This is a genomic window from Wolbachia endosymbiont of Armadillidium vulgare str. wVulC, from assembly GCF_001027565.1.
In the GTDB taxonomy this organism is placed as follows: Bacteria; Pseudomonadota; Alphaproteobacteria; order Rickettsiales; family Anaplasmataceae; genus Wolbachia.
This window is the reverse complement of record NZ_ALWU01000004.1, coordinates 18,080-37,537: the sequence shown is the minus strand read 5'-3', so window position 1 is coordinate 37,537 and position 19,458 is coordinate 18,080. Positions and strand designations below refer to the sequence as shown.

General features: G+C 35.4%; 11 protein-coding genes and 6 pseudogenes. 2 read left to right on the top strand and 15 right to left on the bottom strand.

Annotated features, from left to right (window positions below):
- Positions 1 to 63: 63 nt before the first annotated feature.
- The 15 genes and pseudogenes from wVul_RS03385 to wVul_RS03315 all read right to left on the bottom strand — a co-directional run bounded on the left by wVul_RS03385 (position 64) and on the right by wVul_RS03315 (position 16,330).
- Positions 64 to 539: pseudogene (locus wVul_RS03385) on the bottom strand (phage tail protein).
- 42 nt (positions 540 to 581) lie between these two features.
- Positions 582 to 890: pseudogene (locus wVul_RS03380) on the bottom strand (head-tail joining protein).
- A 145-nt stretch (positions 891 to 1,035) separates the two neighbouring features.
- Positions 1,036 to 3,087, bottom strand: coding sequence for a recombinase family protein (locus wVul_RS03375; protein WP_047759180.1), 2,052 nt, complete (start codon positions 3,085 to 3,087; stop codon positions 1,036 to 1,038).
- Positions 3,088 to 3,448: 361 nt separating this feature from the next.
- The gene (locus wVul_RS03370; RefSeq protein WP_047759179.1) at positions 3,449 to 4,450 is read right to left on the bottom strand and encodes a major capsid protein; all 1,002 of its coding nucleotides are present in this window, start codon (positions 4,448 to 4,450) and stop codon (positions 3,449 to 3,451) included.
- Between the two features lie 24 nt (positions 4,451 to 4,474).
- A complete protein-coding gene (locus tag wVul_RS03365; protein ID WP_047759178.1) occupies positions 4,475 to 4,846 on the bottom strand; it encodes a head decoration protein in 372 nt (123 codons plus the stop codon).
- 46 nt (positions 4,847 to 4,892) lie between these two features.
- Entirely contained in the window at positions 4,893 to 5,945 is a 1,053-nt protein-coding gene (locus wVul_RS03360) for a S49 family peptidase (RefSeq protein ID WP_047759177.1), read from the bottom strand.
- Positions 5,945 to 7,342, bottom strand: a pseudogene (locus tag wVul_RS03355) (phage portal protein). The gene wVul_RS03360 and the pseudogene wVul_RS03355 overlap by 1 nt, the downstream one beginning before the upstream one ends.
- Positions 7,342 to 8,365 (bottom strand): annotated as a pseudogene (locus wVul_RS03350) (PDDEXK nuclease domain-containing protein). The pseudogenes wVul_RS03355 and wVul_RS03350 overlap by 1 nt, the downstream one beginning before the upstream one ends.
- Before the next feature lie 26 nt (positions 8,366 to 8,391).
- Positions 8,392 to 8,616: a gpW family head-tail joining protein gene (locus tag wVul_RS03345; RefSeq protein WP_047759176.1), complete on the bottom strand. Its 225-nt coding sequence runs from the start codon at positions 8,614 to 8,616 to the stop codon at positions 8,392 to 8,394.
- Positions 8,609 to 10,430 (bottom strand): annotated as a pseudogene (locus wVul_RS03340) (phage terminase large subunit family protein). The gene wVul_RS03345 and the pseudogene wVul_RS03340 overlap by 8 nt, the downstream one beginning before the upstream one ends.
- Positions 10,427 to 11,886, bottom strand: a pseudogene (locus wVul_RS03335) (ankyrin repeat domain-containing protein). Before wVul_RS03335 ends, wVul_RS03340 begins: the two co-directional pseudogenes overlap by 4 nt.
- Positions 11,887 to 11,905: 19 nt before the next feature.
- A complete protein-coding gene (locus tag wVul_RS03330; protein WP_047759133.1) occupies positions 11,906 to 12,388 on the bottom strand; it encodes a hypothetical protein in 483 nt (160 codons plus the stop codon).
- 183 nt (positions 12,389 to 12,571) lie between these two features.
- Positions 12,572 to 14,365, bottom strand: a complete 1,794-nt coding sequence (locus wVul_RS03325) for a hypothetical protein (protein ID WP_238580386.1) — start codon at positions 14,363 to 14,365, stop codon at positions 12,572 to 12,574.
- A gap of 176 nt (positions 14,366 to 14,541) precedes the next feature.
- Positions 14,542 to 15,753, bottom strand: coding sequence for a DNA modification methylase (locus wVul_RS03320; RefSeq protein WP_047759174.1), 1,212 nt, complete (start codon positions 15,751 to 15,753; stop codon positions 14,542 to 14,544).
- 112 nt (positions 15,754 to 15,865) lie between these two features.
- Complete coding sequence (locus wVul_RS03315; protein ID WP_047759173.1) at positions 15,866 to 16,330, bottom strand: Holliday junction resolvase; 465 nt, start codon at positions 16,328 to 16,330, stop codon at positions 15,866 to 15,868.
- 217 nt (positions 16,331 to 16,547) lie between these two features.
- Between wVul_RS03315 and wVul_RS03310 the strand changes: the two genes are divergently transcribed.
- A complete protein-coding gene (locus tag wVul_RS03310) occupies positions 16,548 to 17,780 on the top strand; it encodes a hypothetical protein (RefSeq protein ID WP_047759172.1) in 1,233 nt (410 codons plus the stop codon).
- Positions 17,746 to 18,861: a hypothetical protein gene (locus wVul_RS03305; RefSeq protein ID WP_047759171.1), complete on the top strand. Its 1,116-nt coding sequence runs from the start codon at positions 17,746 to 17,748 to the stop codon at positions 18,859 to 18,861. The genes wVul_RS03310 and wVul_RS03305 overlap by 35 nt, the downstream gene beginning before the upstream one ends.
- Positions 18,862 to 19,458 lie beyond the last annotated feature (597 nt).

Sequence of the window (19,458 nt, the reverse complement as noted above, 5' to 3'; positions counted from 1 at the left end):
TCTGTATTGCTGGTATTTCTTTCTTCAGTGTGGTGCAAATTGCATTATGCAAATCTTTAAAATTCATACACTTCCTGTAATATAACTTAATTCACGTTCAAAAAATTTTGTAAATACTTTCTCAACCTCATAATTAACAATATTATCCTTGAAGCCTCTGGTTCCAGTGGTAGTTTTACTTCCTTTATTGGCAATGCTGCTCTTCCTTCACGTTTAAAAATACCGCTATTTCCTTTTGGCATAACTGCTGCAAATCCTCCTATAAACTCATGCTTTCCTACTTTCGATCCTCTTCTTGTTTTTTGTATTTTGCCAATTGTCGATGCTCTAATGTCGTAGAGATTTGCTCTAATTAACACTTCTAATCTGCTTGTTCTTGCCTTAAAGATTCGCAGCCTTTTTCTCATTACCGTTAATTTTATCTTCTTTTCCTCACTGATTTCCTTAGCTGCTTTTGCTTTTAACCATAGTGCTGTTTTGTTTAATGCCCTCTCCGTCGCTTTTTCCACTTTTTTCCTTTCAGCATCTATACTTTGCATAACCTTCTCAATGCTATCGCTAACCTCAACGTTGATACGCATTCACACCCCCGACGCTTGAATTTTCCATACCATTCCTGAATTGTCTTGCAGCGGTGAAGAATGTACTTTATATTTACGATCATCAATAACAAAAATATCTCCCACCATTGGCTTCAATACATCAAAAACGCTTACCTCAAGAAAAAGCATCTCCCCCACAAATTGTCCTTCACCAATTCCATATAATTTATCTGGCTGTTGCTTCAAGTATTTGTACCATGTATGCCTTATCCATTTGATTCATACAACGCTTGCTCCCCAAGATGTGCGAAAACAATCTGCAAATAATCTTTCTATTTTTCCTTGCATATTTCACCTTTATGCACTAATCTCTACATGCACGCTAAGAAGGGGCATATTGGTAGAGCAGTCCTCATGCCTCACCACTTTTGTAGTTGCTCTACCAGTATTGTTATGTTGCAACGACTTTTACTGATCGTTCATATTGATGCTCCTATAAAAAATTTATGATGTTGAGTTTACCATTTTTAAAATCTATTAACATTCTAATAGTTTCTGATTTATCCTCAAATAAATATTTGCAATTAGCTTTACTAGTATCTTTTTGTATTTTAATTTTACCGTTATTAATTCTATCATAAAGCCAATGCCTAGAAACTTTAAGGATTTTTGCAACTTGCGAAATAGTAAGGTAGCCAGGTACTTCAATGGGAAGTGGATGATACTTTTTTTGAGAAATATTATTTTTTAATCGAATCCTTTCTACTGTACTTTTTAAAACAGTGTTCTTCTTGGGAGAGCGATATCCTTGTTTTTCCAGGTACTGAGCAATTTCTATATCTGTTTTGTCATCTTTGCTTAGCTTTACTATAAGTTGTTCCATTTCTGTTGCGTTGGTTAATTCACGAAAAGAATTCACTGAAATAGGAATCTGAAAAGTGGTAGTTTCTCCACCATGCCATACAATACGTATTTGTAAGCAATCACGTTTAATTCGGTGCGCTACTACCTTGTCAATTATGCAACGGAGAAAAGATTTTTGTTGTTGATGTGACAGAACTGGTTTATACCAAATTTCAGGTAATTTCCTACCTATATCTAGAAATACCTCTTTCAGTTCCTCAGATAATTGAGGAGTAGGTTTTTTTGGATGTTGACGTTCAAATATAACCTCCGCATCCTTAAGGTCACTCAATGCTTGTTCCCAACGCTTTTCAAGTTCTGCAGCTACAAGACGATTATCAGGATCAACTTGATTAAATTGTCGTTCTGCCAGCTTAGCTTGATATCTTAAGCGTTCTAATTGTTGCAAACGTACTTTATTAATTGCTTGTTCAGATTGTAACTGTGAATCAATAGCTTTGGTATAAGCATCCAACTCAATTTGACTAAGTGCTTCAAAAAATTTAGGAACTACTTCATTGTCAATAGCATCAGCAGGTAAACTTTGACATATAGGTTCAAGACCATGTTTGTACGAGTGATTACATATATATTGGTTTCCTTTTTTGTACTTCACTATCATTTTGTATCCACATTCTCCACAATAGATTATTCCATGCAATAACAAGGCTCCTTTTCTAGGTATTCCGCGTGTTTTTCCATGCATATATTCTGGATAATTATCTTTTAGCATTGTCTGAATTTTTATAAAACTTTCCCAATCTATATAAGCTGGATATTTATCTTTTACCAAAACTTTCCATTTTTCTATTGGCAATCTTTTTGTCGTTTTTTCAGCAGAGGATAGTTTGTAATTTGTGGTACGACGACCATAAACAAATGCTCCAGCATAAGCTGGATTCTTAAGTATCGAGAGAATTGCACACCTCTTCGGTTTTTCCCATTGTAGTTCTTTTAAATAGCTATACCTAGGAATAGTAAGTTGATGATCATGAAAATATCTTAGAACCTTTCCTGCTGATCGTTTTTCTAAAAAAGTTTTAAAAATAAGCTCAATATGATGCTGAACTTCAAGATTAGGATCCTTATGTATTGAACCGTCTGGATAACGAACAAGGCCAGCTGGAAGAGTTAAGGCTAAATCACCTCGTGTTGCTTTATTCAATAATCCAGCATTTAGTCGAGCTCTTATAGTAGATAACTCTACTTCAGCAAGTTGCCCTTTTATACCCAGTAACAATCGACCATTAATACTACCAGGATCATAGATACCATCCCTATCAGCTATTAAACACTGTTTATAGCCACATATATCCAGTAACGGATACCAGTCAGAGCAATTCCGTGATAAACGGGTTACATCATAAGAAAGTATGATCCCTACTTGTCCTAAAGTAACTTTAGTAACAACTTCTTTAAACCCTTCACGCTTTTCAATATTAGTACCAGTTATACCAAGATCAGTATCAATTATGATAACCTTATCAGCTTTCCAACCAAGATCAATTGCCCTTTGCTTCAACGCATACTGTAGTTCTAGACTCTCTTGATTGCTTAATATTTGATGAGGTGTTGATTGTCTTATATAAATTATTGCTTCGCGTGCTAAGTGTTGTACTGTGATTAGCTCTGACGTGCTCATGAATAACCTCTTGAGATATTAACAATATATTTTCTAAGACTTCCAATTTAGAACTTTGTGACATTCGCTGCCACAGTTGATATGGTTTACATGGCATAGTAATTTATACTCCTTTGCTAAAGAAACAAATTCATATAATGATTCATATGTTAGCTTACTAACGATAAAATCTTCCCTATCAACTAAATTGGTAGCAGAAAACGGAATACTTAAAATGATATCATTACGGTAAGTAACCAATATATTGCTACCACAATGGACCCTTGAGGCTATGGTAAAAGTTCTACCAAACAGTGGATGAGTTGGGTCTGTAACTGTAATCTTGTCAGTTAATATTTTTACTTCATTGTTGAGGGGGGTATTAAGATGATATCTTGACTAGTATTGCTGGACGGTGGCACATTGGCAGAGGGTTTGACTGCGTATGTAAATCGGTCCCTCTATCAAACCTCCTTGGCTCTTGTTTTGCATATAGTGGCTGTCCAAGAGTATTTACTGTCTCATTAAAATCTGCTGGTGCAAAATATGTTGTAAATGTGCTTGCTGTTCCTAGTGGAAAACAGTGCCCTGTATCTTTTTCTATAAATCTTCTTACTGTTCCTTCAGGGTCAGTTGCTTGCCCTCTATATTCCTCAAACGTGATTCCACAAAATGTAAACCCTGATCTCATATCATTTCGAAGTGCTGCTCCTTCTTGCCATCTTTCATATGCTTCTTTTACTTTTGCATGAGAAGTTAGTGCATCAAAAAACTCAGGGCTTACCAAGGCATGAATTCCGGTCATATATTCGCCACTTAAGTTGTCTTCAATATGTCGCAATACCTCCAGACACTTACGCTTTACATCTGTTGTTGCTGTTCCAAGGGCAAAATTTACTACTTTTGGTGTAATTTCAAATTCGTTGTACAGATTTAATAATTCTGACCCATCAGCATCTAAAATTATTCCTTTCAGCGCTCCCATTCTCAAATGCTCCAACGTTATTGCATGTTTATTTCTCATTAGCTGCAAATGATCCGTTACTACATCTGCCAGCGCTTTAAGTTCACTCTCTGATCCAAATGCCCTTATTCCCTGTACTTCCTCTGGTAACACTACATCATCATGTGGAATATGTGGAATCGTAAACGTTCTTACCTTTCTTTTTCCTCTTTTTCCTACTGTTGCTGGTGCTCCTGGAACTTGTGTTGGCAACAGGCTTAAAACTCCATTATGTTCTTCTATGGTGATATGTCTAAATCTTACTGACCTATTTGGAAACAAGTTTAAATTTTCAACACGTCCATAATTTATCGGCAATATATTTATCGCATTTGTTAGCGCCGTCATGCTAAATGCTGTATTTGTAAATGGATTTTGCATTCTTTTTCTCCTTATTAATTTTAGTTAAACTCCCTTGCGGATAATGATCCCTCGTGCTTCAAGTTGCTTTATTGCTTCAGCTTTCTGTTCTTCAGTGATATTTGCTGGCCACACAACTGCATGATCTGCTAGTATTGCACCACGAGTAATAATTACTGCTTTGGCATTTTCTGTCGCATTTACATCACTTACTATTGCACCTATTGCTGTTTGTGTGCCGTCTGTTCCAGTGGGATTAAGTACTCTAATAAAACCATCTTCCGTCTTTTTGGCAACTACTGCACCAAGCTTAAGATTTTGACCTTTAGCTACTGTTATTTGGTCTCTTGAATATAGATTTGAAACTTCGTATTTCAGAAGATCCCCAAGGTTATTTTGTTCTGTTATAGTACTCATTTTGCTTTTCCCCTTTATTTTTTACTTTTGTTATACTACGAATATTCTAAATGCCAGATTGTGCACGACTTCTTGCTACCTGCATCATTAAATCTTCTGACGAATTCTGTGGTAATGTGCTTAAAATTTCAGTCTTCATTGTTCGTTCTGCAAGTATCGACATTAATATTTCTTGTGCTTGTTTGCTGCTAACATTCTGCTCAATAAATTCTCCTATCTTTTCTGGCATCTTCGATAAATTACATAAACGTATTAATTCAAGAACTTCAGTACGATACTTAGTTAAATTATCAGTTTTTAGGTCAGTTCTAGTTTGTTCATTCATAGTAATACTCCCTTTTTTATTAATAGATTTTAACTCTGAAAGAATTGTAATTCCATCTGCAAGACCTATTTCTACTGCTTTCCCACCAAAATATAGCCCTGCTTCCGTTGATTTAATTGCTTCTACAGAAAGATTTCGATTCCGTGCTATTAGCTGCACAAACATCTCATATAAACGATCTATCTCCTCTCTCAAACTTTCTAAACCTTCAGAGTTAATAGGCTCATGCGGGTTTAAATCATTTTTACGCCTTCCTGCAAATATTGTGGTATATTTTATTCCACACTTTTCATCAAATTCACTTTGATCTATATGACTTGCGATTACCCCTATGCTTCCTACTCCTGAAGTGCGGGTGAGAAAAATCTTTTCAGCGCTAGAAGCTATAGCATATGCAGCAGAATATGCATCATCATTTGCTATCGCTATTATCCTCTTTTTTGCTCTTGATTCATAAATAAAGTCAGCTAGGTCAAATATACCGTTTACCTCTCCTCCGGGGCTATCTATTTCCAGCATAATTGTCTCTATGCTACTATCTGCTAATGCTTGTTTAATTTGTTCTTCTATTTGCTCATATGATGTCATCCCGAGCATTTCATCAAACGCACCTGGTTTTTTAGTCAAGATTCCATGTATTGGTATAATTGCAGTTCTTTCTACGTTACTTTTGATGGAGTGCTTTATGTTTTTAAACGTAGGATGTTTTTGATTGTTCAATGACAATAGCTCAAAACTTCTTGGCTCAAGCATTAATGGTTTTCCTAAGAGCATCATAATCCTTTACAATCAGAGTCAAACATTAAGTTGAGACTATTTGCACGTTTTTGATCTTCTGCTATTTCTTGATCTATTTCTTCAACATCGTAACCCATTTCTGATACTACTTCCGATCGACTCTTAAATCCATTTCTTACTGCCATTTGCTGCGATTGCTGGTCTTTCAGTGGATCCACCCAATCAAATCCCTGTGGTATCCATTTTACTTCTTCTTTCGCTGCTTTTACTACTTTTTCATCTATACGGAGTTCTCCAGAAAGTACTGCTAATTCTAGCCATCTATTCCAAATAGGTCTACAAAACTGGAACACTATCACGTTATGTTGTAACATTGCGCACCTTCTGCGAAACTCTATCAGCCCTGCTCGAATGGATGAATAATTAACACCGGTTAAATCTCCTGTTAGCTGCTCATATGTTATCCCTGTGCCTATTGCTATTGCCCTCAGTTGCTGTCTCATATAACTTCCTCCAACATCAGATGGCTCTGAAAATTTTATGTCTTCTCCTGGGTCTAAAAGCTGCATTGTTCCTGGCTCTAAACCTGATAGTGCTACTCCTTGCTCATTACTTTCACCTTCTCCTAAAATATTTGCTTCTGGATCGAGTCTCGTAATAAATCCTGCAAACATCGCCGCTGTCTTTTTTCTTACTAATTCTGCATCATCGTATTGATCAAGCTCATAAAGCTTTAGCAGTATATTAGAAAGCCATGGCTCTCCCCTTATCTGACCAGGTCTTAGTGGTTTATAAATATGCAAAACATCGTTTGCTGGCACTCTCACTGATTCGCCAAACGAACCTTCACCAGGGTGTTCTTTAAATAGGTAATATGCTTCTCTCTGCCCAAGTCTATTGAACTCAATCCCGTTTCTTATTATATTACCATTTCCTAAAGTTTGATTTGTTTTATTATCTAAATGTTCAGACTCAAGTACTTGCAGTTGTAATGGTACAGAAAATCTATCTTCCAGCTTTCTCGTTCTTAAACGTACAAAACATTCTCCTCCCTCTATCATACTTCTGCACACTAGAGCTTGTAATCCATAAAAATCACTTATTCCACAGCTATCTGCTTCATCTGTCCATTTTAGCCATAACTCTTGCACTTTCTTTCGAAATTTTCCATCTCTTGCTTTTGATTGTGGTTTTATTCCTGTTCCAATAGAGTTACTTACTATCGTATCAATTATATTTGCAGCGTAAGGATTTTTTCTTACCATATCACGAGAGCGGCTACGTAAAGTTTCAAGGTTTTGAGACAACAAATTGTTTATACTTCATAACTCTGGTTGAAAGTGAAAAAATCTTCTTCCTGAACCTGCTGCATCCCATGCTGAGCTTTTTATCTTTGGTTTGCTAAATAATTGCTTGAACGATTTTAATAGCATTACTTTTCCTGATCTGAAACTTTGGATAACTCAGCCTCTAGCTCTTCTACTGTTGGTAAAGCTGCCTTTATATTCTCTGGTAGATTTTCAGTAATTTTATATTCTGCCAACCCTATCGGTTTATTTATGTCTTTCAATGTATACTTAGCTAGTACATTATCCTTTGACTTGCATAAAATTAATCCTATAGATGGTTGATCTGTCTCATGCTTTAGTAAATCATCAACGGCTGAAAGATAAAAATTCATTTTACCTGCATACTCTGGCTTGAAATCCTTGTCTTTTAGCTCAATTACTACAAAGCAACGTAGCTTTAAATGATAAAACAATAAGTCAATATAGAAGTCTTTATTTCCAACATCTAAGTGAAACTGCCTACCAACAAATGCAAATCCTTCCCCTAGCTCTAGCAGAAATTTTTCCACATGGCCTACAAGACCTTTTTCTACTTCTCTTTCATGAGCGTCATCTCCTATACTCAAAAAATCAAAAATATATGGATCTTTTAATGTATAATGCGCTAAATCTGATTGAGGTGAAGGTAACTTATCTTTGAAGTTAGTAACAGCTTTTCCTTGACGTTTGTGCAATCCACGTTCGATTTGCATCACCATTATACTACGTGACCAACCGTGCTCTATAGCCTTTTGAAAATAGAATAGTCTTTCCTTTGGATCTTTTACTTTATCTAAAATAACTACAATATGAAACCAAGGCAATTGTGCAGCAACCTGCTGCGTAAATTCAGTATCTTGATACTCTGCAGCAAATTGACGCATATAAGTAAGATTCCTAGCGCTAAATCCCTTCATTTCTGGAAATGCGCTTCTTAAATCCTTACTTAGCTGATCTATGATTTTAGCACCCCAGCCATGTTCTTTTTGGCGCTTTAAGATCTCTGTACCAATATGGTACAATAAGCTTGCTATTTACTGCCAGTGCTGCTTTATAACGACTAGTAGCAATCTGTTCTTTGAGCTGCTCTAAGAATTCTGTATATTCTTTTGCTATAATTTTTGTCATGTGATTCCTTTCAACGATTTTCATCATTATATGATCCCCTTACTCGTTGAAAAAACAATCTTTCTCTTCGGCTTCATTCCAGCAATCTTTAGTTCACTTTTGATGCGTTGTCTGAGGCTGAGCAAGTCATTTATCTGTACTTCAGCATATCTCACAACATGATCACCATATGCAATTGATACTACTCGCTCTCCATTTTGTAGCTTCTTTATCGCTTCTTCGACTTGAAGTAAATACTCTTCGTTATACATTTTCCAACCACTTACTCTGTCTTACTTTTTTAGGTTTTTTACTTTCTATTTTTCCACTCAAACTATTCCATTTACTCTCTGGCCATCTGTCTACTCCCAGTGCTATCGATGCTGCTCTTGCGTAAATTCGGCAATCTAGTACTTCATTTCTTTCTCTTACCTTTTGCCACTCTTGTTTAGTGTATCCTTTTACTACCTTGCTGACTAATTGCTCTGCTGTTAGCTGTTTAAAATATTCAGGTGCATACTCCGGAAAGTGACAGTATCCTGCTGGAGCTTCTTCACCTTCTTTTAAAACATTAAGTAATTGAAAAAGCTCTGACTTTAATATCGATACTCCTACTGGCCAGAGCTTTATTCCTCTTTTCAGCTTTTGCCCTCCAACTTACTCTACTTGGGCTGCTCAGCGGCACTAGTGCTTTATTTACACCTTTCACTGCCATTACTCTTCCAGACCCTTGATGACTTCTCACCCAGTTGTAAACTTCCTGCGTTGCATACCCTGCATCAACCGCCATCATACTTATCATATATTCAAGCCCATTTTCACCAATAAAATGATGATTGAGGAGCTCAGAAAGCTTTTTCCATACTTCTCTACTTCCTGTATCTCCTTCAAATACTCGGTAGTCTATTGACCAACTTTCACGACTTTTTCCCCATGCTACAACTTCCACCTCTAGACGATCTTTTTGGACATCTACTCCTGCAGTAAGTACCACTTCTCTCCTTGGTACTGTGCCAATCTGAAAAAATTCTCTCCTGTTAAATAATTGCTTCCAATCAGGTACTTCTCCTTTATCTACCCAGGTTTCTCCAAGCGTTGTGTTGATCCAAACTTTTAGTAATTGTTCACTTTCTTTTGCATGGAGAAAATCCTCTACTGCTTGTTGCCAACTATACCACCCAACTGGGCTATAAAGACTTGAAAGGTGAAATCCTATTACTTTGCTATTGTGTACTTGATTTGTAGCTCTCCATTCTCCACGTTCAAGCATCTCTGTCTTTTGATGATTTTCTATCTTTTCACCACATTCTATACATATATAGTGTGCTGTACTTGGATTTTTATCTTCCCATTTTATTTGTGACCATTTTAGAACTTGATAGTAATTACAATACGGACAGGGAACAAAAAAATATCTCTTATCTGTTGCTTCAAATTCTTTCTCAATTCTGCTTATTCCATGAATCGTTGGTGTCGATACTAAAAAAATCTTTCGCCTTGCAAATGTATTAGTTCGAGCAATACTGAGCAGTACTGGATCTCCTTCTCCTCCTGAATCTCCTGGGTAGGCATCTATTTCATCAAGAAAGAGATATTTTACTGGCATAGATCTCAGTCCTACACTACTATTCGCTCCAGTTATTACTACTATTCCACCTGGAAACTCCTTACTTTGTACAGTATTCCCTGAATCTCTTGACCTTGGGTCTTTTACTTTACTTTTTAAACATGGTGTACTTTCAATCAGTGGTGCAAATCTTCCCTTTGACCAACGTTTTCCCATTTCAACTGTTGGCTGTACTACCAGCATTGGACCTGGTGTTTGATCGATGATATAGCCAATCCAATTGTTGCCAGCTTCTGTTCCCCCAATCTGCGCTCCTTTCATGAATACTACTTTTTCTGCAGGTGAAGATGGTGATAGTGAATCCATTATTTCTTTTAAATAAGGAGTTCTTTCTGTTCTCCATTTACCTGGCTCTGATGCTGCAGTTGGCGCTAAAACTCGATACTCATTCGCCCACTCTGATACTTTAAGCTGGGGATCTGGCCTTAAACCTTCAGAAAAAGATGTAGCGTATATCATTGTCTGCATCTACTCATAACTGGTTCTATCTCGACATCATTAACAATAGAACTACACTCATCCAATTCCATAAACATCTTTTTCTGAAATTCCTTTTCTATATATCTTTTGCTCATCTCACTTATCATTATTGCTATAACAAGCACAAATACCCCTGTTATTGTTGCAAAAATGATTGCACTGCTTATTGTTGTTGTTATCAACCCTATATATACTGCTACTGCTATTGCGCTGACTGTAGTATAGATGCAGATAATATTATTATGTTTTTTCGTCCTTTTATCTGCTATTTCTCTCTGTGCTATATATTTATTATGAAGGGTTGGAAAATTAACAACGGTATCTCTGCAGAGCAAAGACCCATTTTTTTCAGTAAACAAAACTTTAAGTAACTCTAAATTGTTTGATTTAATTGCTAAATGTAAAACAGGTGTATAATTTGCTCCTTTTTTCAGCAATAACTTTACTACATGTAAATGCCCTTTTTCCGCAGCAAGGTAAACCGGTGATAAACCTTTATTATTTACAATATCAATATCGATTTCTTCTCTTAAAATTGCATCTACAATCTCAATTTCTCCTCTTTGTGCAGCTAAATGGAGTAGACTATTCTTTTCAGAACCGTATTTATTACTCATCAAAGCCTTCTTTATCTCAGGTTTAGCGTAATCAAATGGTGTTTTACCGCTATCGTCTTTTACCAGAGGGTCTATATCTTCTCGCGTTAGTAAAACTTCTATTGTTTTTAGTCTTTCAGCATAATGTAGTGGTGTTTTATTTTCGTAGTCTTGCAAATTTACTTGAGCATTAGGCTCCTTTATTAAGGATTTGAGGATATCAAGACATAAGTCTCTTTCATCGTAATTAGCATTACTTACAGCTATATGCACAGGTATTGAGTTTTGTCCCATGCGTGCACTATTCACATCTGCTCCAAGCTTCAGCAGTAACTTTACTATCTCCAACTTTTTATTATTAACTGCATAGTGCATTGGTGTCTGATTTCGTGCATCAAAGACATCTATTTCAGCTTTTCCTTCTCTTATCAAAATCTTTACAACTTCTGCATGTCCTATGCCTGCTGCTAGATGTAATGGAGTATGGTGCAAAGCATTTCGTACATTAACGTCAATACCTTTTCTGATCAAATATCTCACTGCATTAATTTCACCTATCATTGCAGCTAAATGAAGTAAGCTATCTTGTTCTGACCCGTACTTGTTATTAATTAGTGCTTGTAATATTTCTGCTTTTTTCCCTTCTTTGGCGTAATCAAGAACCTTCATTATCTTCCACAAAAGGATTAATGTTCTTCTTCGTGAGTAACAAATCCACCATGCTTAAACTCTATAGCGCAATGCAGTGGAGTTTTTCCGTTTAACCCTCTGACATTAACATCTAATCCAGGTTGATTAATGAGGCATTTTATTAACTCTAAACTTAAGTTATCAGCCATTTTATATTCAAAATCTTTTTTATATTTGAAATTTAGTATTAGATAATTCTTGTAATGAGTTTGTAATCTCTTCAGTTAGCGCCATATGAATCTTTTCAGTGTCACTCAGTGATGCAAGCAGTGCTGAAACTCTATTTGGAATATTAAGCAAATTATTACGGACAACTCTTGCTACATTAAATGCTTCGCGCTTTACTTCCTCTACTGCTACAAGTTCACCAATCTCAGCTTTTGCCTTTGCCTCAAGCAGTTTACCTCGTTCCATTTCATTTTTTATTCTAGTTTTTAGCAACATCGTGGAAAGGTTACTTGTATTTTCGTTTTCTGGATTTTTCCTCCTCAGTGGCTGACTTGGATCTCTGATTGTTTCTATAGCCCTGTTTGCTTGTTCTCGGTCAATGAGTCCATCCTCCAACTCAACTATTCCTTTTTTTACTAAATAACAGACATATTGCTTTGATACTCCTATCTCTCTTGCCCATTCTGTTTGTGTGATTTTCACTTTTTTTTCTCCTCTCTCTTGTTTCTACGAATTTTCTTCTTGAATCTCTGAAAAGGTTTTGCCAGTATCAGCAATTCCCTACCTGTTTATACTTGCCAGCGTCTTAGAGATATTTTACTAATATAGAGCGAAGTACTCCGGTTTATAGCTGCTTTCTTTTTACATAGTGAAATTTGGCTATTTTCAACTAATACTATAAATTACATCTTTGTAGTTATGAGATTCAACCACTACTTGCTCTAGCGTTAAACTGCTGCATTTAGCATCTTTACTATGGTTTTCTTCAAGCACTTTTGTCCTTGCTTCCTTTGTTTCCTCAATGAACTTTCCATTAACTTTTTCTGGTTCAATTCTTTCCTCACAATATACAAGATTTGTGCAATTTGTTTTTCTGTAGTAATGTACTCCAAGGAATATCACTGATAGTGCAAGTATACTCGAGCCTATAAGTAGTGATAACCCTACGTTATTAATCAAAGCGTTCTGGTAAAACTTCTGTACACTATTAATACCACCTTCTACATACAGTAATAAAGGCAATACTATATTTGCAGCAACCAAACTGCTTAATAATGCTGTAAATAATGGCCTATCTTTGATTACTGATTCTACTTTATTTCTTCTACTAATGACTTTGTCGTCAATATTAATGAAGTTGTTCTTACCCTCCCAAGCGTTAAGTGTAAAATGCGAATGAGTACCATTGCCGTATTCCAGTTTGACTGATTTTATTACTTTATCTTTTGATTGATACTCTCGCACCTGATTCAAAGTTTCATTCGCATTCTTTCTCCCTATTTGACACTCTTCAGTATCTCTAAATTGCTTTATTCCACAAAATATCGGACTAATTGCAACCAATAATGCAACAGCTAGAATTGGTATAGTTACATAGATGACACTGTTTGCAAAAAATGCAATAAATTGTGCTTTATCCTGTAAATATACCAAAGCTGCAGAAACGCTAAGTGCAACAGCAGCTATACCGAAAATTATAAATTCCTTCTGCTGCACTGCATATTTTACTCTTGGCAAAATTCTATTTGTTTTCTTTTTTGTTTTAACTAATGGAGTTTCTGAATTCACTCCTCCACTATTTGTTTGATCACTTTCATGTGGCAAAATATTTGAAGATATATCACTAAGTGTGTCAATAGATGACCTTTCTGATGCTCCCTTTCTATCAGATATTGAGTTATCTTTCAGTTTCTGTAGATCTGACCTTTGTACTCCAAAGCTATTACCACTTATTCCGCTATCACTCCCTTCTAAAACCTTTTTTGGAGATTTTGTATCTTGGTTTATTTTTGAATAAATAGGCTCGCCATTAGCTAGTTCTTCGTTTATTTCTGAATAAATAGGATCAGCATTAACTAGTTCCTCGATATTTTCCTCGTTATATGATTTTACTTCTAATGATGATTTTGATGGTGCAATAGACTGTATAATATTTGACACATGATTTGCTGCTGTTCTAGGTGAAGGTGGAGCCACACTCCTACTATTGTCCTGCCGTACGATTTTAGGTAATGACTTTGGCTTATCCCCTGATTTTCTATCCTCTTCATGCACATCTATTGTGTTATATGTTTGGTAGTTGGAAGGTGTGCTGAATGCCACATTAAACTGATCAGGAGAATACGGACGGTTATATCCTATTTTATTTTTTTCAAAAAGTGCATTGAATTCAGCGTCTATGTCTTCACCCTCATCCAATGCTGAAAGTGCATCAAATTGATCAGCACCTGCCTCGTCCATTTCTAGTGTAATACTGCCATCACTACCATTACTAATCACATTTGAAAAAGCTGCTTTGTATTCAGTGTTGCACTGCTTCAGGTCGTGACTATCATAAGTTTGCTTCGTACCTTTTTGCGATAATTCAATTGCTTCCACCCTCTGCTTAACAGATAGTGTAGAATTTGAAGCATTATTTTCTACTTCTTCAGAGAACGATACTTCATTATTTGTTTGCAACGTTACGATTTTAGGTAACGTGTTTGATTGATTCGTTGAGTACATCTTATTTAATTTAAAATTGATTTACATGTACTACATTACACTAATTAAAATACGGTATATACCAGTAAATTAATATTACAACTACTCAGGCTTACTAAATTTCTGTTTGCATTATCTCTTCCACTTTTTTCTTACTGCTTTTCTTCTTGAATTTCTGCAAAAGTTTTACCAGTACCAGAAAGAATTGCCTCCCTACCTGTGTATACTTGCCAACGTTTTATGGTTACATCTACAAATTTTGAATCTAGCTCTATTGTCCTACAAATTCTTCCTGTTCTCTCACATGCAATCAGTGTGCTGCCAGAACCGCTAAATGGATCAAGTACTATGTCTCCTGATCTGCTGCTGTTTACTATTGCTCTCTCCATTAGCTCTACTGGCTTCATCGTTGGATGTAGTGAGTTATGTGTTGGCTTATCATAAAACCACAGATCACTTTGATTTCTTCCTCCATGCCACTCACGTTTATTACCGCTTTTCCATCCATAGAGCATTGCTTCGTATTGTCTTTGATAATCTGATCTGCCTAGCGTAAAGTGATTCTTTGCCCAAATGATAAATGTTGACCATTTCCCTCCTGCTTCCTCAAATGCTTTTTGCAACGTTGAAAACTCTGATGATGATATGCAGATGTAAATTGCACCTTTCGTATATGCTAAAATATGGGAACAGATGTCATAGAGAAAAAGCTCATACTTTTCACCTTGATTATCGTTTAATATCTTTTTATCTTCCCTACTACCATAGTCAACGTTATATGGAGGATCACAAACAGTAATATCTGCCATTTTATCATCTAACAGCACTTTATATGATTCAACTACAGAGCTATCACCACAATAGATTCGATGATCACCTAAAATCCATAAATCCCCTGGTTTTGTTATTTCTACCCTTTTTTCATCACCAACCAAGTCAGAAAAATCTTCTTCTTCTCTATCTAAATCATCAAGAAAGTTTTGAACCTTTTCCAATTCAAATCCTGTCATTTTTAGGTCAAACTGCAAATCTTCTAATTCTTGAATTTCCACCTTCAAAAGATCATCATCCCACTTTGCCCAATTAGCTGATTGATTTGCCAGTAATCGAAAAGCTTTGGTTTGTGGTTCATTTAGATTATCACTTAAGACCACTGGAATACTTTCCATACCAAGTTTTCTTGCTGCTTTAAGTCTTAAATGACCATCAACCACAGTTCCATCGCTTTTTGCAACTATTGGTATACGAAAGCCAAATTCCCGAATAGAAGCACACATTCTGTTGACTACATCGTCATTTTTACGAGGATTACGCTTATATTCGACGAGGTTTTCAACAGGATAGTAGTGGATTGCTAAATTCATATAATTTAAATTCTTAATAATTAAAAAGTTAATATTTAAAATATCTCTGACGCTAAAGAAGGCCTGGGGTCGAACCCACCAAACCCGCCAGCCTGGCCGAAAGGACCCACTTTTATGGTATTTTTGATATGTTAAAATCTTTACTGAAATTCATAACGTAGAACATTAATGCCAAAACATCGGCCTCATTATCATCTCTAGGTGAAAAACTTTTTTCACGTATCGCTTCAATAACTTCACTCTTACTTGCATTGCCTTTGCCTGTTATAAAGCGTTTTATAGTTTTAACATTAACACCTTTGTATGGTACGTGATGTTCTTCACACCAAGCAGACAGCACTGCAAGAAAACCGCCATAGCAATGCGCTGCATCAGTTCCTAAATGTCTTCTTACTTCCTCAAAATACACTGCAGAAATGTCCTTCAAAGAATTAAGCCAATTACGAAAATTCAAGAAGCACATGCCACCTCCACTGAAACGACTACCATGAAAGCTTTTGCTTCCACTTTCAATTATTCCATCTGTTAGAATTGCCCAGCCCGTTTGCTTGCCAAGGTCCAGTGTTAGGATTGACATTTATATTCAGAATTTGTTTCGCTAGAGTGCTATATAATATATATTCAGGATTTGAAAAATTTTTGTCCAAAAAATCTTCTTCTTAAGCAAACTTTTTAGAAAAAACTTGGTTAAAAATTAGTAAACAGCCCTTGCATAATTATTGGTCAAGACTTTCAGATTTCTATCTTAACTATTTAAATAGTCTATTATGTTATTATGGTGTGGTTAGTTTCTTATGAACATTTATCCAAATCGTAAATTTTGGGAAGATGATTTAGAAGTCCCTGTTAACCATTTGCTTGATCGTTTTCACAATACAAAAACACGTCAGTCTTGGATAGATTCACTTTCTGGTAAGCAATTAAATATTATTTTTCAAAACTCCTTTAAAGATAAATTAAACGCTCAACTCTTTGATGATGAAAGTTACGATAATACATCTGTACAATACAAACGTAAAGTGATTGCTAATTATTCCGATTCTCTCGTTACTTACTACTTGATTACCTGTTTTGACCGTGCAAAACTAGAAGTTACTGTCAGTGAAATTGCAAGATCTGCATTAACTACAGAACTCATGAAATCCTACCTTGTAAAAAATAATAATAAATATGATAAGAAGTCTTTGCTGTTTCTACTGTTTCATGCAAATTACAATCTTTTAAAGTCTGTCTATCACTTTGAAAAAATACAAAGAAAGAGTTTCATGTCTTTTGCCTTACAAAAAATACCAAGACGACCAAGTACTCCATTTAAGGACTTTATCTCAGAGGAAATCATACAACAAATACTGAAAGAAGATAACATTAAGAGAAATGACAGTTTCGAGAATCAACTACAAGGTTTCTTCTATCATCAGAATCGTTTATATGTGTTAATACGAAAAGCTAGCGATATAGATTTGTTGTTAAATTCAAACAAAGTTATTCATGGCCATAAGGCAGAGTGGATGATTTTGGATTTTCTACTAAATGGCACTCAGGTAGATCTTGGTGCTAGAAATATTGATCAAGCTATAGAAATAGCAAATAGCATTGCAAGTTGTTACTTTGGCTGCGAATGTATTTTTGTAGATGTGCAGGATAAAAACTTCGCGGAACAGGTACATAAATTTATAGAAACTTGTATTAATGAATCTGATTCAAATATTCGTGTTTTTGAGTTAAAGTTTCAGTCAAATCGTTTCAATTACAGCTATACTAATATCACTTTGACTGTTGCTCCATATGATCCTATTGCACCGGAATTGCATGTTTTAAAGCCATTTGTAGGAGACATAGTGCCATTTATAGAGTCGATTAAAGTAATATTTCAAGGCAAAAAGATAGGCTTATTTTTCAAGCGAAGTGATGAGTATATAGCAATTTACTACTCTGAACATCCTCTGAATAAAAGGGAAAGAGAGGATTTTAAAGCATACATAAAACAATTTTATGGTCTTACAATCTTGCCAAGAGCAAATCTCTGATCTTCTTAATTCTAGCAGCTCTTGGGTTAATCCAAATCAAAATTACATCGAAGCAGCAAGGTATTTGTCAGATCTTGAATTAATTAAGATGCAAGAGAGGTCTTACATTATCTGCTCTCGTAGACAAGATAAATTAGATTGGCCCAATATAGTTGATCCATGCTGTAACAATGAGATTTTCATTGATGAGGACTTTAACGAAGCATGCGATAACATAATTTGTGAAAATTGCAACCGTGATATTTTACCTAATACCTACAAGAAGCAAAGATTTCATCGCTTATCTGTATATTTAAACCCAGAGAAAATCATGCATTGGTTTGAAGGTCAGCTAAGTAATACGCATTTCATGTGGCAAAAGGTGGAAAGAGGAGTTTATCATGTTGGTGACCAAGGTCAATTTGTAAATCTCATTGTTCTTGATTTTTGCACCAATCCAACATTCTTAACGATAGATAAGCTTAAAGCTAATCCAACTGTATTAATAATACTGAGAAAAAATCCATCAAACATACCTCTTGATTTGCCCATAGTAAAAATGGTTGACCTTTTCTTTCAGCATCAGACTTTAATTGAAGTATTTCAAGAAGCAGTACAAAGAGGAGTACCAGAGTTAATACCAAATACTTCAATGCAAATCTTACATACTGCACTTAATCTAATTGAACCTCCTAAAGAGAAGGAATTACTAAAGTTGCAATTGATAGAGGGCTCACTTTACGTAAACAATATAGAGATTCTAAATAAGAAAGCTGTAGCATGTATGAAAGTTTTGCGCGTATTATTTGAACAATTTTTGAATGATTGTAAAAAAGAATTACCTCCTGAAAAACACATGTTGCTTAGCATAACTGAAATAGAAAAACGCCTAAATCTTGATCCAGAAGCAGACCCAGAACATCACATCAGAAAACCACTAAACACAATCCAAAGAACAATAAAAACCACCTTAGCTAAAAAGTTAGGATTAAACATCGAACGTAATGATGTGATTCAAACAGTTGGTTGGCCTGGATCATCGCGTAAAGATTATGGCTACCGTATTAACCCTTTCACTGTGCTGATAAAAGTAGTTCGTTAACTGTGTTGAAGAGAAGTAAAAGATGTTACAATGGAAAAAGTAAAATTTGTGACAAGGCTTGTGATCAAGTTTTAAAGAAGCGTTCTTTGGTTGGTATTTTACCCTAAAGTCACATCTAGCTTTAAAATACAGTTTTTGCCTTATCTAAAAAAAATACAAATTCTCAATTACGTAAAAGCCTAAATTTCTTTTGCTTTCTTCAATCTTTTCTACTCTGTTCGTTTGCCGACTTTTGTGTTTGAAGCACATCTACATTCAATGCCCCTATACTAATATATACCGACCACTTTTTCCGGGAGTTTCTGAAAAAAAGTTAAAATAATTTTAAGACAGCTAAGAAATTAAAAAGAGCATTATGTCTTTTACAACAGAAATCTTCGCTATTTGAGTCCTTTCCATTTTGGAAATAACTTTTTACTTGAGCTGAAAAGAGATTACATGAGTTTTTGGTAAAAACATACAAAACCTATCTAAATCATCAATAACGCTATAATAGCCCTCTAAAGACGTTTTAAAGAATGGTATTGTAGTAGAGAGATTATTTTGGCTCCATCCCCTTCTTTTAAAGCCAAAGATACTAATGTTAGCAAACTCTAT